This is a genomic window from Exiguobacterium sp. 17-1, assembly GCF_023096305.1.
GTDB lineage: Bacteria > Bacillota > Bacilli > Exiguobacteriales > Exiguobacteriaceae > Exiguobacterium_A > Exiguobacterium_A sibiricum_A.
The window spans coordinates 848,705-865,478 of record NZ_JALIGJ010000001.1 but is presented as its reverse complement, the minus strand read 5'-3'; the positions used below and the strand labels follow the sequence as shown (position 1 = coordinate 865,478).

Below are 16,774 nucleotides of genomic sequence, written 5' to 3'. Positions count from 1 at the left end.
TGCCCGGATCACTTTTCATAATGCTGTCATCCATTTGTCTTGGCGACTGCAAGGAACGTTTCACTCCAATGCACCGGATCGACTGACCAGGTCCGTAAAGCGTCCTGTTCTTCTTTGGAAATGTATGCCGTCTCGACAGCTGTCTCCAGCAATTCTGTGAACGTCAGTAATGCATCCGCCTCCACTTCGGCTGCCGTTAAGTTTTCCTTCAGTCGTGTCATGCCGTAAGAGAAGATGGCTTGAATCCGGACGACGGTTCCCCCGGCTGCTTCAACTGCTTGAGTGGCTTCAATTGAAGACATCCCGGTCGATAGTAAATCTTCGATGACGATGACACGTTGTCCGGCGTGCAATCGTCCTTCAATCTGATTTCCTTTTCCGTGTCCTTTCGCACTTCCGCGGATATAAATCATTGGAAGACCCAGTCGTTCTGCGACGAGCGCCGCATGCGGAATGCCGGCTGTTGCCGTCCCGGCGATGACATCGACGTTTAAGGGGCGAATGCGTTCCGCTAATTTGTCGGCAATCAGCGTCCGAACGGCCGGACTGGATAAAGTCAATCGGTTGTCACAATAAATGGGTGACCGTAACCCGCTCGCCCACGTATACGGTGTCGTCGGTGCTAACGTGACCGCTTCGATTTCGAGTAAAGCTTTTGCTAGTTGATTCATGATGTGATCCCCTTCCATTCTGAGAGTAATGCTTCATAGACAACTTTCGGATTCTCTGCCTGTGTGATGGCACGTCCGATGACGAGATCCGTTGCCCCGTTTCGCCCGGCGTCCGTCACGGTCGCAATCCGTTTTTGATCATTTGCTGCCGTCCCGTTTGGCCGGATTCCCGGCGTGACCAGTTGGAATCCGGGTTGACAGATGGTCTTGATGTGTGTCGTATCGAGAGCGGAACACACGACTCCGTCAAGACCGGACTGTTCGGCTTCGCGGGCATAATGCGCAACTACCTCGTCCATCGTGTGTGGAATCATCAGGTCGGTCAACATCGCTTGATCAGTCGATGTCAGCTGTGTGACGGCAATTAACCGTGTATCGGCCGACGTCTCGCGTAATCCTGCAAGGGCCGCCTGCATCATTGTTTTTCCACCTGCTGCGTGGACGTTCGTCAGTTCAACACCGAGTTGACCAATGATCCGCATCGTCCGCCGGGCCGTTTCTGGAATATCATGGACTTTTAAATCGAGAAAAACAGCATGTCCTTGTTTGACCAAATGCCGGACAAAAGCGGGACCTTCCGCATAATACAGCTCCATCCCGATTTTGACTGCCGGACGGTATGGTGCCAATTTTTCTAAAAATCGTTCGACTTGGTTGGCTGACTCAAAATCAAGCGCGATGTAAAGTTGCTCCATATGCTTTCCCCCTGATGTCCAAAATGTGTTCAATGCCTAACTCGTCCATTCGTTTCGGCAATGCCGTTATCAGTTCCTGACAAATGAACGGATTCACGAAATTAGCCGTTCCGATTGCTACCGCTGACGCGCCTGCGTAAATCATCTCGAGTACATCATCCACTTCCATGACGCCTCCCATCCCGATAATCGGAATCGAGACGACTTGGGCGACATCGTGAATCATCCGAATGGCAACCGGTTTGATGGCTGGTCCGGACAATCCGCCGATCCGGTTAGCCAAAATCGGTTGACCGGTCCGAACGTCGATCCGCATCCCGACAAGTGTATTGATCATCGTCAGTCCATCCGCACCCGCCTGTTCAACTGCTTGGGCCATCTCAACAATCGACGTGACATTCGGAGATAATTTGACATAGACCGGTTTTTCGGAAACCGCTTTGACGCGCCGTGTCAGCTCAGCCGCCATCTTCGGATCCGTTCCGAACTGCAACCCGCCGGACTTGACGTTTGGACAGGAGATGTTCAACTCGATTGCTTTAACGACCGGATCCCGGCTGATCCGTCTTGTGACTTCCTCATATTCTTCTGGTGTCGAGCCGGCCACATTCGCAATGATTTCTGTATCAAACTGACTGAGAAACGGTAATTTCTGTGCGATGATTCCGTCGACACCTGGATTTTGTAAACCGATCGCATTCAGCATGCCCATACCGCTCTCTGCAACCCGCGGCGTCGGATTGCCATACCGCTCTTCTCCGGTCGCCGCTTTGATCATGATGCCGCCAAGCATCGATAAATCGTACAGTTTGGCAAACTCTTCACCGAATCCGAAACATCCGGACGCCGGAATGATCGGATTTTTTAAATGCAGACCGGGCAAGACCACTTGCAGACGGTTCATAGGATCACCTCTTCTGCCCGGAAGACCGGACCATCGGAACAGGTTTTGACATAATGTCCGTCAGGTGTCGGACAGACACAAGCGAAACAGGCGCCAATGCCGCACCCCATCCGGTTTTCAATCGATAAAAACTTATGTTCGATTGGAACCTGTTGAATCGAGCGTAACATCGGTTCCGGTCCACAGGCGAACAGTGTATCGAACCGGTTGCTGTCGAGCGCGGCGGTCACGAATCCTTGGATTCCCGCTGTCCCGTCGATGGTCGTCACGGTCGTCGGACCAAGTTTTCGAAACTCGTCTTCATAAAAGGCACTGTCTGCTGTATCGAATCCCAAAATCGCTTCACAGGCAATTCCCCGTTCAACCAATCGGCGCATCGTATAATAAAGCGGCGGAACCCCTATGCCTCCCCCGACTAAAACAATTTTGGCATCACGCGCAACATGTTCGACCGGAAACCCGTTTCCGAGTGGACCGAGCGCATCGATTTGATCCCCTTCCCGAAGACGCGCCAGTTCTTTTGTGCCTTGACCGATTTCCTTGAACAAAAACGTGATTAAATCTCCTTCGACGTTAGCGATTGAGATCGGGCGACGTAATAACGGACCGACCCGTAAATGCATGAACCGGCCTGGTTCGATGGGCGTCGCGTCAGGGCGGCGACAGACTAATTCTGTCGCGCCTGAAGCAATTTGTCGTCGTGTCACGACCGTCAAGAGTTGAATCATCGAGTCACCGCCTTTTTCATATAGTCGAACGGTTGAATGGCGCTGGCTTCAAAGGACAGACTTTCAATGACCCGTAACAAGGCTTCGGCTGTATCAAGAGATGTCAGGCAGACTACATTATTTTCTGCTGCCGCCCGGCGAATGATGAAGCCGTCTTTCGTGACTTGCGAATCCCGACTCATTGTATTGATGACGTATTCGACTTCCGCTTTTTCAATCCACTCGAGCATCGATCCTTGTTCCGAACCGAGCTTACCGACGACTTGGACACGCAGACCGTTCTCCGCCAAGACACTGGCAGTTCCCGCCGTGGCGAGGAGTGTAAAGCCGAGTGCTGTAAAGCGTTTGGCGAGATCCAGCATTTCCTGTTTATCCTGATCGGCAACCGTCAGCAAGACCCGACCGTGTTCCGGAATCGCCATACCGGATGCAAGCAACCCTTTATAAAGTGCTTTTTCGAGTGTCCGGTCCGTTCCAATGACTTCTCCGGTCGATTTCATCTCCGGTCCGAGCGACGGGTCGACTTCCTTCAGCTTCGCAAACGAGAAGACCGGCACTTTAACAGAGACCAGTTCTTCTTCCGGTAAAACACCACTCGTCAATCCGTAAGACGCAAGCGTATCCCCTAAGATGACATTCGTCGCGAGGCGCGCAACCGGTAAGCCCGTGACTTTTGAGATGAACGGGACGGTACGGCTTGCTCGCGGATTGACTTCGAGCACATACAGTTCTCCGTCTGCAAAGACGAATTGGATATTAAGCAATCCTTTGATCCGGAAGGCTTTGGCAATCCGTGTCGTATAATCGACAATCAAATCCTTGATTGCTTGCGGTACCCGTTGCGGCGGATAAACCCCGATGGAATCCCCGGAGTGGACGCCGGCCCGTTCGATATGTTCCATGATGCCCGGAATGACAACATCTTCTCCGTCACAAATCGCATCCACCTCAAGTTCCATTCCAGTCAAATAACGGTCAACGAGAACCGGACGTTCCGGCGAGGCAATCACGGCATGTTTCATATAATGTTCGAGTTCCTGTTGTCCATATACAATCTCCATCGCGCGTCCACCAAGGACATACGACGGGCGGACGAGAACCGGGTATCCGAGTTCGCTCGCCGCGTCTGTCGCTTCAGCTACCGTGACGGCAGTTTTTCCCGGAGGTTGCGGAATTTCAAGCTGTGTCAGGGCTGCTTCAAACTGTTTCCGGTCTTCTGCCCGATCGAGATCCTCTAACGCCGTTCCAAGGATTTTCACCCCTTCCGCTTCCAGCGATTCAGCTAAATTGATTGCCGTCTGTCCGCCGAACTGCACGATGACCCCGATTGGCTTCTCATTTCGGATGACTTCGAGTACATCTTCCGTCGTCAAGGGTTCAAAGTACAATCGGTCGGAAATCGAGAAATCAGTTGAGACCGTCTCCGGGTTATTGTTGACGATGATGGCTTCATATCCCGCTTCACGAATCGCTTGAATCGAGTGGACCGTTGCATAATCAAACTCCACCCCTTGACCGATCCGGATCGGTCCGGAACCGAGGACGAGAATCGACGGCCGTGTCGTTGGTGCCGCTTCGTTTTCAACTTCGTACGTACCGTAGTAATACGGTGTGTCGGATGCAAATTCGGCTGCACACGTATCAACCATTTTATAGACCGGATGCAGTCCTGCTTCGTTGCGGATAGACCGGACAGCTGTCTCGGTTTGTTGCGTGATCCGGGCGAGCATTTGGTCACTGAAGCCATAACGTTTGGCATGACGCAGGCGTTCCTGTGTCAATCCGTTTTTGGCGATATCTTGTTCAATTCGGTGGATGTGATGCAGTTTTTCTAAGAATAACCGGTCGATGCTTGTCCATTCGTGCAGCTGTTCGACGGTATAACCATGTTCGATGCCCGCATAGAGGGCAAACAATCGTTCATCCGTCGCTTTTATGATATGACGGTGCAGATCAGCTTCATTCATTTCGGCAAAACGTGTCATGTGTAAATCGGATTGGCCGATTTCAAGTGAACGGACGGCTTTCAACAAGGCTTCCTCCATCGTCCGTCCCATCGCCATGACTTCGCCCGTCGCTTTCATCTGCGTCCCGAGGGTCCGGTCAGCTGATTCAAACTTATCAAACGGCCACCGTGGAATCTTGGCGACAACATAGTCGAGTGCCGGTTCGAACGAAGCAAAACTTGTTTCCGTAATCGGATTCTTCAACTCGGACAGGGCATACCCGACGGCAATTTTAGCAGCCAGTTTGGCAATCGGATATCCCGTCGCTTTCGAAGCCAGTGCCGAAGAACGGGAGACGCGCGGATTCACTTCGATGACATAATACGTGAAGCTGACCGGATCGAGTGCGAACTGAATGTTGCATCCGCCTTCAATTCCGAGTGCACGAATGATATCGAGTGATACATTACGCATCATCTGATAATCGCGGTCAGATAATGTTTGTGTCGGGGCAAAGACGATCGAATCACCTGTATGGACACCAACCGGATCAAAGTTTTCCATCGCGCAGACGATGATTGCCTGGTTCGTCGCATCACGCATGACTTCAAATTCGACTTCTTTCATCCCGGCGATTGATTTTTCAAGTAAAACTTGTGTCGCCGGACTGGCTTTGAGTCCGCCTTCAACAATCCGGATGAACTCATCCATCGTTTCAGCGATGCCGCCACCGGTTCCGCCGAGTGTGTACGCTGGTCGAATGATGATCGGAAGACCGATTTTCGCACAAAACTGTTCGGCTTCTTCGACCGTATGCACGATCTCACTTTCCGGAACGCCATGTCCGAGTCTGAACATCAATTTTCTGAACAAATCACGATCTTCCGCTTCCTCGATCGCCGTCAGTTTCGTTCCGAGCAGTTCAACGTCATATTCGGCGAGAACACCCAACCGATCCAGTTCAACAGCGAGATTCAGTCCCGTTTGTCCGCCGAGAGTGGCAAGTAACGCATCGGGACGCTCTTTCCGGATGATCCGGGAAACAAACTCTGCTTGTAACGGTTCGATGTACACGCGGTCCGCTACTGTCGGATCCGTCATGATGGTCGCTGGATTGGAGTTAACGAGAACCACTTCGTACCCTTCCTCTTTTAAGGCTTGGCAGGCTTGTGTTCCGGCATAATCAAATTCTGCCGCTTGTCCGATGACGATTGGACCGGATCCGATAACGAGAATCTTTTGAATATCTTGACGTTTAGGCATGAGAGACCTCCTGTTGGTTCGTGATTTCTGTTAAAAATTGATCAAATAAATCATTGGCATCCATCGGTCCGGGAGAAGCTTCCGGATGATATTGGACGGAAAAGACGGGGTGGGTCGTATGCCGGATTCCTTCGACAGTCCCATCATTGATTGCTCGGTGTGTCAGTTTGAGATTCATCCCGGCCAGCGACTGTTCTTCAACGGCGTAACCATGATTTTGTGACGTGATACTGACTTGTCCCGTTTGAAGATCTTCGACCGGATGGTTTGCTCCCCGGTGACCAAACGGTAACTTAAACGTATCTGCCCCATGCGCTAAGGCAATCAATTGATGACCGAGACAGATTCCGAAGATGACGACTTGACCGGTCAGTTCCTGAATTAAGGGAATCGCGGTCGGGACATCTTTTGGATTTCCAGGACCGTTCGACAACATGACACCGTCCGGTACGTAACGCAGGACATCTTTCGCCGTCACGTCGTGCGGGACGACGACGACTTCACATCCGCGTCGGACGAGCTCCCGGATAATCCCGAGTTTGGCACCGAAATCGACCAAGACGATCCGTGGGCCGGCACCCGGGATGACATAGGCGCGTTCCGTCGAAGCCCGTTTGACCTGATCGGTCGCAAGCGTCATCTGTTGAATCCGTTCCAGTTGCTCGGACAAATCGTACGCGCCATCCACGAGCAGTCCCCGCATAACCCCCTTTGAACGCAGGTGACGGGTTAACTGACGGGTATCGATTCCCGTTAAACCGGGAATATTGAATTCTTCTAGAGCCGTTGCAAGAGACGTCTGGGAGCGGAAGTTCGATGGGGTATGACAGACTTCCCGGACGATCAGTGCTTTCGCAAGCGGACGGGTCGTTTCATAGTCATCGCGGTTCATGCCGTAGTTGCCGATCAATGGATTGGTTAAGACAATCATTTGATCACAGTAGGAAGGATCGGATAACATCTCTTGATACCCGGTCATGCCTGTTTGGAAGACCACCTCCCCCATTGTCACCTCGCTCGAACCAAACGCTTCTCCTTCAAAAACCATTCCATCCTCTAAAATCAACGTCCGTTTAGACATGTGTCATTTCCCCCTTAAATACAATTTCTCCACCGACGAGCGTCAATACCGGATAACCCGTCAACTGTTCACCGCGAAACGGTGTATTTTTTCCTTTCGACAGAAACTGATCCGGTTCGACCGCCCGAACTGTTTCTAAATCGAGTAAGACTAAATCGGCAGGTGCTCCGACTTCGATTCGTCCAAATGGTAAGTCAAACAAGTCAGCGGGTTTACGCGACATCCAATCCAGTAACTGGTCAAGCGTGAAGATGCCCGGTTCAACCAATTTCGTATACAGTAAAGGAAATGCCGTCTCAAATCCTGTAATCCCGAACGGTGCACGCTCAATCCCGAGTGCTTTTTCCTCTGCTGCATGCGGGGCATGGTCCGTTGCGATACAATCAATCGTTCCGTCCAGCAGACCTTCAAGCAACGCTTGGCGATCCGCTTCGCTCCGAAGTGGGGGGTTCATCTTGAAGTTTGGATCGCGTCCCATGATATCGTCCTCCGTCAACACAAGATGATGCGGCGTGACTTCCGCCGTTACCCGAATACCTGCCCGTTTTGCATCCCGGATTACCCGGACGGACTCCTTCGTCGAGACATGACAGACATGATAATGACATCCGGTCGCTTCCGCAATCAAGACATCCCGGGCGATATGAATACTTTCTGCCAGTGACGGAATCCCTTTTAATCCTTCTCGTCGGCTGTATGTCCCTTCATGGACACAACCTGCCTTAAGCGAATCATCTTCACAATGGGCGATGATACTTTTATTGACGGCGGCGGCGCGTGTCATCGCTTCCCGCATGACAGCGGCACTTTGGACACCAACTCCGTCATCCGTAAAAGCAAAGGCATCGGTCAGTTGTTCAAATGCGACGAGTTCCTGCCCTAGCTGATTTTTTGAAATCGCCGCATAAGGGAAAACACGGACAGATGCCGTCTCTTCAATCTTTTTAAAGAGGGCGTCAAGCGTCTCTCGGTCATCCGGAACCGGACGCGTATTCGGCATCGGACAAATCGTCGTAAATCCGCCTGCTGCCGCTGCTGCCGTTCCTGTTGCAATCGTCTCTTTATGTTCACCACCCGGTTCACGTAAATGAACGTGAATATCCACAAAACCCGGTGCAACAGTGTAACCTTTGGCATTAATCACTTGATCCGTCTCGATTGGTGTCGCATCGAGCTCCGTAAAGACACCCTCTTCGATGCGAATACTCGACTCTTGCCGTTCCCCATTTTTATACCATGTTGCATGATCAATTCGAATTGCCATCTTATCTCGTCTCCTTTTTCGTTGAGGTCTCAAAAGCCCGTTCTAAAATCGCCATCCGTGCAAACACACCGTTTGTCATCTGATCAAAGATACGCGATTGCGGATGTTCGACCAGTTCTTCGGCAATTTCGACGCCCCGGTTGACCGGTGCGGGATGTAACACAATTGCGTCCGGTCGAATCCATTTCATTCGTTCCTCCGTCAACCCGTACCGTTCGTGATACTCGTCTGCTGCAAACGAATGCTTATCCACGTGCCGTTCATGTTGGACCCGAAGCAGCATGATGATGTCACTGGTTGCCACTGCCTCATCCATCTCCTGGTAAGTGATTCCCATCGTCTCATCAAACCATTCCCTTGGTCCGGAACCGATGACGGTCGCTCCTAAACGTTGTAAGACTTGCGCATTGGACCGTGCGACCCGGCTATGCCGGAGATCACCACAGATGACAATCGTTTTTCCGCTGACATGACCATACTCCTCGTACATCGTCATCAAATCCAGTAATGACTGTGAGGGATGCTGTCCGCTGCCGTCCCCGGCATTGATGATCGGAATCGACAGATGTTGTTGTAACTGTTCGTAATAACCCGTCTCCCCGTGACGGATGACGAGTGCATCGACTCCAATTGCCTGTAACGTTTTACATGTATCGAGTAACGTTTCACCTTTTTGAACGGAAGAGGTTGCTGTCTCAAACGGCAGAACGTGAAGTCCGAGATGATGTTCCGCCATGTCAAACGAACATTTGGTGCGTGTCGAATGTTCGAAAAATAAGTTGGCGACGGTTTTCGTCGGCAGCGGTTGGACGGGTGCGCCTTGTTTCAGTTGCAGTCCCCGCTTTATCAATCGTTCGATTTCATTTGTCGATAGCTCGTCAAGACTCGTAAAATGGCCAATCCGTTGTCGTGTCTGCATGTTTTCCTCTCCTTTGGGCCGCAAAAAAGCGCACCTTCTGATGTGAAGGTGCGCTGAAGAAGACAGATGTCGCCATCTGTTTCTGAAGGGCCTCCACTTTATCGTTCTCTCTGGAACGTCTTAAAAGTCGTTAGCTGCTCGTTTCGGTTGTGGTGTTTCTTGTTCTTGTTCGTGTTCCGCGACTTCGGTACTCGTTTGCGGCAAGACCAGATTCAGGAGGACACCCAAAATCGTTGCTAATGCCATGCCTTCGAGCGAGAAGTTGCCGATTTTCAAGGCAGCTCCGCCGATTCCGATGACGAGGATGACAGCGGTGATTGTCAGGTTGCGTTTATCCGCAAGATCAACTTTACTTTCAACGAGTGTCCGCAGACCGTTCGAAGCGATGACGCCGAACAGCAGGATACTGATGCCACCCATGACAGGTGTCGGAATCGTTTTGATGAATCCTTCGACATAGCCGAGGAATCCGAAGCTGATGGCAAGAACGGCTGCGCCTCCGAGGACAAACACACTGTATACACGGGTAATGGCCATGACGCCGTTGTTTTCACCGTACGTCGTCACCGGTGGACCGCCGAGCATTGAGGCAATCGCCTTCGCCAATCCGTCTCCGAGAACCGTCCGGTGCATCCCCGGATCAAGAAGCGTCTCGCGCCCGATAATCCGTGATGTCACTTTTTGTTCTCCGATGTGTTCTGTCAATGTGACCAGTGTGACTGGGACGATGAGCGCAAGTGCGGCCCAGTTCAAAGTTGGTGAGTAATCTAGGAATGGTACCGTAAAGTTCGGAATTTGGAAAAAGCTCGCTTGTTTCAGTGACGTGAAGTCGACGATTCCCGCAGCGACGGCGACAAGATATCCCGTCAGAATACCGAACAGGATTGGCACTGTACTCCACATCCCTTTGAAGTACGTCATCGCAAGCAAGGTCACAGCAAGTGTCGTCAAGGCGACAAGTAGGAATGTACCGCTGTACTTCCCATCCGCCCCGTTCATCGCCATGTTGACGGCCGTTGGAGCAAGCGATAATCCGATGACCATGATGACAGGTCCGATGACGACCGGTGGCAAGAGTTTCATCAGCCAACCGACACCAGTATACGTGATGACGAGAGAAACGATTCCGTAGACCAGCCCTGCGACCATTCCGCCGACAAGCGCATCTTCCACTCCCCAGCGTTCACTGACGGCAATGATCGGAACGATATAAGCAAAACTTGAACCTAAGTACGTCGGGACTTTAAAGCGTGTGACGGCGAGGAAAATCAAAGTGCCGACTCCGCTTGCGACGAGGGCAACGGATGTGTTTAATCCCGTCAATAACGGAACAAGGACCGTCGCGCCAAACATCGCGAAGACATGTTGAAGACTGAGCATCAGCCACTGGAGGGGGTGTTTTGGCCGTTCTTGTACATCAAGAATCGCTGTGTGGGTTTTCATAAGGATAACTCCCTTTCTGGTCTCTCTGGACCACGTTAAAGGTATTTGTGTTTAACGTTTGATAAATACTTGATCGGCGTCATCGACTTCAGATAAGGCGACGACAACTTGTTCTTCACGTGATGTCGGGACATTCTTGCCGATGAAATCTGGTCGAATCGGAAGTTCCCGGTGTCCCCGGTCGACGAGGACAGCGAGTTGAATCATACTCGGACGACCGTGATCAACGAGTGCATCCATTGCGGCACGGACGGTGCGTCCGGTGTATAGGACATCATCCACCAGGACGATGATTTTTCCTGTCACCGTCTCCGGCATGTCCGTACCTTTGATTTCCGGCTCGAGACTTTTTTTCGATAAGTCATCGCGGTACATTGAGATGTCAACGACACCGAGCAGGACTGGCTTACCTTCAATCTCCTCAATCCGGCGGGCCAGACGGCGGGCGAGTGTCTCCCCGCGTGTCTTGATGCCGACGATCATCAGTTGATCAATTCCTTTGTTACGTTCGATGATTTCATGGGCGATGCGTGTCAGCGCCCGACTGATTGCTGCTTCATCTAAAATGACGGATGGTTTCATGACGTGCTCCTTTCTGCAAAAAAACCTCCTGCGTAAAGTCGCAGGAGGTTGTTGAAGACAATAAGTGTGGGCAGCTCACGCTACACGTATCTACACAAATGAAATGTCTCCCTTTCGTAGCCTCTCCGGACTCGTTTAAAGGTGTGCTATGGGTAGGATCGTCAACGCGGACGACCGATTGTTTGAGGCAGATGTCTCGCATCGCTCTCTAGGTGATACTCTACCGTTTTATTAGAAAAACGTCAAGACTCTAATTCAAGTTTTTTCAACTGACTGATCTCGAACGTCATCTCTTCCGGCAACGGTGCCTCGAAATGTAACATCTCACCAGTCCGCGGATGCTTGAATCCAAGAACAGCAGCATGAAGCGCTTGACCGTTCATTTTCATCGTTTTCCGTGGTCCGTATTTCGGATCTCCGGCAAGCGGGAAACCGATGTAACGCATGTGGACACGAATTTGGTGCGTCCGTCCTGTCTCGAGCTTACATTCAACGACAGTGAACCCTTCGTAACGGTCAAGGACACGGAAATGCGTCACAGCCGCTTTCGAGTTTTTATCCGTCACAGTCATCCGTTGACGGTCATTTTTGTCACGGCCAACCGGTGCTTCAATCGTTCCCAGTTCATGCGGAATCTCGCCGTGGACAAGCGCGATGTACAGACGCTCTGTCGTCTTGTCTTTCAATTGCTGTGCCAGTGATTCATGGGCCAAATCATTTTTAGCGACCATCAAGAGACCTGATGTGTCTTTATCGATTCGGTGGACAATTCCCGGACGTTTGACGCCATTAATGCCGGACAAATCCTGGCAGTGATGGAGCAACGCATTGACGAGTGTTCCGGATACGTGACCCGCTGCCGGATGCACGACCATACCTTTAGGTTTATTGATGACAATGACGTCACTGTCTTCATACACGACATCCAGCGGGATATCTTCCGGTAAAACTTCAAGCTCGACTGCTTCTGGAATCCGGACAAGGATTTCTTCCGTGCCAGACATCTTATAGTTCGGTTTGACGATTCGTCCGTCGACTTCGACATGACCGGCTTTTAACCAATCCTGGACTTGTGACCGTGACCAATCTTGTTGTTCTGCTAACCATTTATCAATTCGACCGGTAGCACCATTGGCTTTAACAGCCCATTCATTTTGTTCATTCATTTAATCAATCGTTCCCTTCTTAGTCAAACGCTCTTCAAACATGACGCTGATCAGCATCAGAATAACCCCAAACGTCAAACTGACGTCTGCCACATTAAATATCGGGAAATTATACCCGAACGGATAAAAATGAAAAAAGTCGACGACTTCTCCACGTGCCATCCGGTCGATGAAATTCCCGACCGCTCCGCCGAGTAATAAGGCGACGCTCCAAGCAAATACTTTGTTTTTTGTGCCTTCTTTGTAAAGAAAATAAATCAGCCCAATGACGACGACCAGCGTGATGACGAAGAAAAATCCAAACTTCCCTTCAAGCATCCCCCAGGCAGCGCCACGATTCCGGTATGAATTTAAATAAAAGAAATTGGGAATGATCTCAATCGCTTGACCAATCGTCATCTGTTGGACGACGATCCATTTCGTCAATTGATCCACTCCGACGAGTACAGCAGCAATCGCTAAGTAAAGCCACATTCTTTTTTCCTCCACATCCAAAAATAATGAGGGACCGCTACGAAGTCGCCGTAGCTGCCCCTCCCTGATTCATTATAAAGAATTGACGACTTCAGTACAACGTGGGCAAAGTGTCGGATGAGCCGGATCTTGTCCAAGCTCAGTCGAATATGTCCAACAGCGTTCACATTTTTCGCCGTCTGCTTTGAGAACGGTGATACCTGTCGTCCCATATGATTTCTCCGCCGAAGCGACGAACTCAATCTGTGAAACCTGCAACAACTGCTCAAGATGATCGATTGTCGCAAGCAATGCTTTCGTTTCGTCATTTGGTGCCAATTCTAATTTTGCTTCCAGCGTTTTGCCGACAAGTTTCTCAGCACGTGCTTCTTCCAGTGCTTTCAAGACATCATCACGGAAGACAAGGAAACTGTTCCATTTCGCAATCAGCGTAAGACCCTCTTCCGTTACTTCCGGTGCTTCCGGAAGATCCGTCAGGAAGATACTTGCCGTCTCGACGCCAGGAACGAATTCCCATGCTTCGTCTGCTGTATGCGGTAAGACCGGTGCCATCAGTTGTAACAATGTGACGACCGTATCATACATGACCGTTTGAACGGCACGACGCGCTGGTGCATCTTCTTTTTCGATGTACAAGATATCCTTCGTGTAATCGAGATAGAACGAAGACAAGTCCAAGACACAGAAGTTATGCAATAACTGGTACACGGCCATGAAGTCATAGGCGTCATACGCTGCTTTTACTTTGCCAACGAGTTGATCCAGTTTCGTTCGCATGAAGCGATCCGATTCCGGCAAGTCAGCAAACGCAACTCGATGCGTTGTATGATCAAACTGATCCAGGTTTCCAAGCAAGAACCGAACCGTATTGCGGATTTTTCGGTATGATTCTGATACTTGTTTAAAGTTGTCCATCGAGGCACGGACGTCCGATTGATAATCGACAGAAGCGACCCAGAGACGAAGAATTTCCGCTCCGAACTGTTGCATGATTTGGATTGGGGCAATCGTATTTCCGATTGATTTCGACATCTTCCGGCCTTGACCGTCAAGGACGAACCCGTGACTGACGACGGCTTTGTATGGTGCTTTCCCTGTCGTTGCGACAGCTGTCGAAAGGGACGAGTTGAACCATCCGCGGTACTGGTCAGAACCTTCTAGATACAAGTCAGCTGGACGCTCAAGTTCCGGACGTGTAGCAAGAACACCGGCATGTGATGATCCGGAATCGAACCAGACATCCATGATATCCGTTTCTTTTTTGAAGATCCCGTTCGGACTTGCCGGATGCGTGAATCCTTCCGGTAACAAATCAGCGGCTTCCCGTTCATACCAGACGTTTGATCCGTGGGCAGCGAACAGATTCGCGATATGGTCGATTGTTTCCGGTGTGACGATTTCCGTACCATCTTCTGCATAGAAGATCGGCAACGGGACACCCCACGCGCGTTGACGGGAAATGACCCAGTCGCCACGGTCTTTGAACATGTTGTGAAGACGTGTTTCGCCCCACTCCGGCACCCACTGGACTTCTTTGATTTCGTCGAGGATTTCAGCCCGGAAATCTTTGATTGAAGCGAACCACTGTGGTGTCGCCCGGAAGATAACTGGTTTTTTCGTCCGCCAGTCATGCGGGTACGAGTGTTTGATGAATGACAGTTTTAATAAAGCACCGGCTTCTTCCAATGCCACACCAATTTCTTTGTTGGCATCTTCATAGAATAATCCTTCAAAACCAGGAGCTTCTGCCGTCATGACCCCTTTGTCGTCAACCGGACAAAGGACATCCAAACCGTAAGCTTGACCGATTCTGAAGTCATCTTCCCCGTGTCCAGGTGCTGTATGAACGACACCCGTCGCTTCTGCCGTGACGTGATCGCCGAGCATGACAAGTGATTCCCGTTCATAAAGTGGATGTTTCGCTTTGATGTACTCAAAGTCGGCCCCGTTGAAGATACGACCCACCGTAGCATCTTCCCAGCCCAGTGCCTCGATGACTTCCGGTACGAGTGTCTCGGCCACGATATAGCCTTTTCCTTCGTGTTCGATGCGTGCATAGGTCAACTCGCCACTGACTGAGATTCCAAGGTTTGCCGGAATTGTCCAAGGTGTTGTTGTCCAGATGACGAAATGATCCGTCGGCTCCAAGATATTTTTTCCGTCCATGACCTGGAACGCTACGTAGATGGCAGCAGAACGTTTATCCTGGTATTCGATTTCGGCTTCTGCAAGAGCCGATTCCGATGACGGCGACCAGTATACCGGTTTTTTCCCTTTATAGATATATCCTTTATTGGCCATATCGCCGAACAAACGAATTTGTGCTGCTTCGAATTCCGGTTGCAACGTGATATATGGATTGTCATAGTCACCGAGAACACCAAGGCGCTTGAATTGTTCACGTTGATGATCAACTTGCTCGAGTGCATATTTCGCACACAGTTCACGGAATTCTGCGACCGACATCGATTTCCGGTCGACACCCGCTTTTTGAAGAGCCGTCTCGATTGGAAGTCCGTGTGTGTCCCAACCCGGTACGTACGGAGAACGGAATCCGTTCATTGATTTGTAACGGACGACGATGTCTTTTAAGACTTTATTTAATCCGTGTCCCATATGGATGTCCCCGTTTGCATAGGGAGGACCGTCGTGTAGAATGAATGCCGGTTTCCCAGCATTTTTTTCTTGAACTGCTTCATATAGATTCATCTCGTTCCAACGTGCCTGCATATCTGGTTCACGTTTCGGCAAGTTTCCTCGCATTAGAAATTCCGTCTTCATCATCAATAACGTATCTTTGTATTCCATCTGGCATTCCCTCACTTGTCTGTATTTTACGTACAAAAAAAAGCCAAGCTCATCCCCTGATAGGGACGAATTTGGCTTGAACTCGCGGTACCACCCTACTAGCAATCCTAACAAACAGATTACCACTTAAGAGCCCGATAACGGAGGCGAAACGGCGGAGCTTACTGAAAACATTCAGTCCCGCACTCAAAGGGGATATCTTTTTTCATTCTCTGATCGGGCTCGCACCAGTCCCCGATTCGCTGACAGTATCCTGATAAAAGACGTGTCCTTCTCATTGATTTAGCTTATATGACATCGTCGTCATTATACGCAACTGCAGGAATCTCGTCAAGCGCACCCCGGGTCGAACTGTCGAATGCATCCCAGTCATGACTCGTCAACAATTCCATCTGTGCATCAATCAACACTTTGAAACGATTCCGGTACAGTTCGATTTTTTTACGCATCTGTTCGACTTCGAAATCGGTCCGTTGTGCTCGACGTTGTGCCGCATCTTGTAATTGTTCAGCTTCTCGTTCCGCTTGTTTGACGATCAAGCTCGCTTCTTTCGTCGCATTGGCTTTAACTTCTTCTGCCGCTTCTTGTGCCACGATGATGGACTTGTTTAGTGTTTCTTCCATCGAGCTGAAGTAATCGACACGAGACTGCATATTTTGAATGACTTCTTGCTGTTGACGGTTTTCACGGAGCAACAATTCAAAATCTTTGATGACTTGATCAAGAAATTCATTGACCTCATCTTCGTCATAGCCGCGAAACTTCCGTGTAAATTCCTTATTGTGAATATCAAGTGGCGTCAATGGCATGATGAAATCCTCCCTCAGCTT

The 16,774-nt window shown here is 50.4% G+C and carries 14 protein-coding genes and 1 other annotated feature; all 14 genes read right to left on the bottom strand.

Features of this window, described 5'->3' with window-relative positions; genetic code table 11:
- Positions 1–26 precede the first annotated feature (26 nt).
- Entirely contained in the window at positions 27–671 is a 645-nt protein-coding gene (pyrE, locus tag MUN34_RS04215) for an orotate phosphoribosyltransferase (RefSeq protein WP_026827955.1), read from the bottom strand.
- Entirely contained in the window at positions 668–1,366 is a 699-nt protein-coding gene (pyrF, locus tag MUN34_RS04210; RefSeq protein ID WP_026827954.1) for an orotidine-5'-phosphate decarboxylase, read from the bottom strand. Before pyrF ends, pyrE begins: the two co-directional genes overlap by 4 nt.
- Positions 1,341–2,270 (bottom strand): dihydroorotate dehydrogenase, encoded by a 930-nt coding sequence (locus tag MUN34_RS04205; protein WP_026827953.1) that lies wholly within the window; start codon positions 2,268–2,270, stop codon positions 1,341–1,343. The genes pyrF and MUN34_RS04205 overlap by 26 nt, the downstream gene beginning before the upstream one ends.
- Positions 2,267–2,998, bottom strand: a complete 732-nt coding sequence (locus tag MUN34_RS04200; protein ID WP_247856926.1) for a dihydroorotate dehydrogenase electron transfer subunit — start codon at positions 2,996–2,998, stop codon at positions 2,267–2,269. The genes MUN34_RS04205 and MUN34_RS04200 overlap by 4 nt, the downstream gene beginning before the upstream one ends.
- Complete coding sequence (gene carB / locus MUN34_RS04195; RefSeq protein WP_247856925.1) at positions 2,995–6,207, bottom strand: carbamoyl-phosphate synthase large subunit; 3,213 nt, start codon at positions 6,205–6,207, stop codon at positions 2,995–2,997. Before carB ends, MUN34_RS04200 begins: the two co-directional genes overlap by 4 nt.
- A complete protein-coding gene (locus MUN34_RS04190; protein ID WP_026827950.1) occupies positions 6,200–7,288 on the bottom strand; it encodes a carbamoyl phosphate synthase small subunit in 1,089 nt (362 codons plus the stop codon). The genes carB and MUN34_RS04190 overlap by 8 nt, the downstream gene beginning before the upstream one ends.
- Positions 7,281–8,552: a dihydroorotase gene (locus MUN34_RS04185; protein WP_247856924.1), complete on the bottom strand. Its 1,272-nt coding sequence runs from the start codon at positions 8,550–8,552 to the stop codon at positions 7,281–7,283. Before MUN34_RS04185 ends, MUN34_RS04190 begins: the two co-directional genes overlap by 8 nt.
- 1 nt (position 8,553) lies before the next feature.
- Positions 8,554–9,453 carry an aspartate carbamoyltransferase catalytic subunit gene (locus MUN34_RS04180; protein WP_247857035.1) on the bottom strand — a complete coding sequence of 300 codons (900 nt, stop codon included), beginning with the start codon at positions 9,451–9,453 and terminating at the stop codon, positions 8,554–8,556.
- Between the two features lie 138 nt (positions 9,454–9,591).
- Complete coding sequence (locus MUN34_RS04175) at positions 9,592–10,914, bottom strand: uracil-xanthine permease family protein (protein ID WP_247856923.1); 1,323 nt, start codon at positions 10,912–10,914, stop codon at positions 9,592–9,594.
- A gap of 51 nt (positions 10,915–10,965) precedes the next feature.
- Positions 10,966–11,496: a bifunctional pyr operon transcriptional regulator/uracil phosphoribosyltransferase PyrR gene (gene pyrR / locus MUN34_RS04170; RefSeq protein WP_012370818.1), complete on the bottom strand. Its 531-nt coding sequence runs from the start codon at positions 11,494–11,496 to the stop codon at positions 10,966–10,968.
- Between the two features lie 242 nt (positions 11,497–11,738).
- Positions 11,739–12,662 (bottom strand): RluA family pseudouridine synthase, encoded by a 924-nt coding sequence (locus MUN34_RS04165; RefSeq protein ID WP_026827946.1) that lies wholly within the window; start codon positions 12,660–12,662, stop codon positions 11,739–11,741.
- A complete protein-coding gene (gene lspA / locus MUN34_RS04160) occupies positions 12,663–13,136 on the bottom strand; it encodes a signal peptidase II (RefSeq protein ID WP_012370820.1) in 474 nt (157 codons plus the stop codon).
- Positions 13,137–13,208: 72 nt separating this feature from the next.
- Positions 13,209–15,944, bottom strand: a complete 2,736-nt coding sequence (gene ileS, locus MUN34_RS04155; protein WP_247856922.1) for an isoleucine--tRNA ligase — start codon at positions 15,942–15,944, stop codon at positions 13,209–13,211.
- A gap of 58 nt (positions 15,945–16,002) precedes the next feature.
- Positions 16,003–16,231 (bottom strand) — a binding site (T-box leader).
- Complete coding sequence (locus tag MUN34_RS04150) at positions 16,232–16,753, bottom strand: DivIVA domain-containing protein (protein WP_026827944.1); 522 nt, start codon at positions 16,751–16,753, stop codon at positions 16,232–16,234.
- Positions 16,754–16,774: the final 21 nt, after the last annotated feature.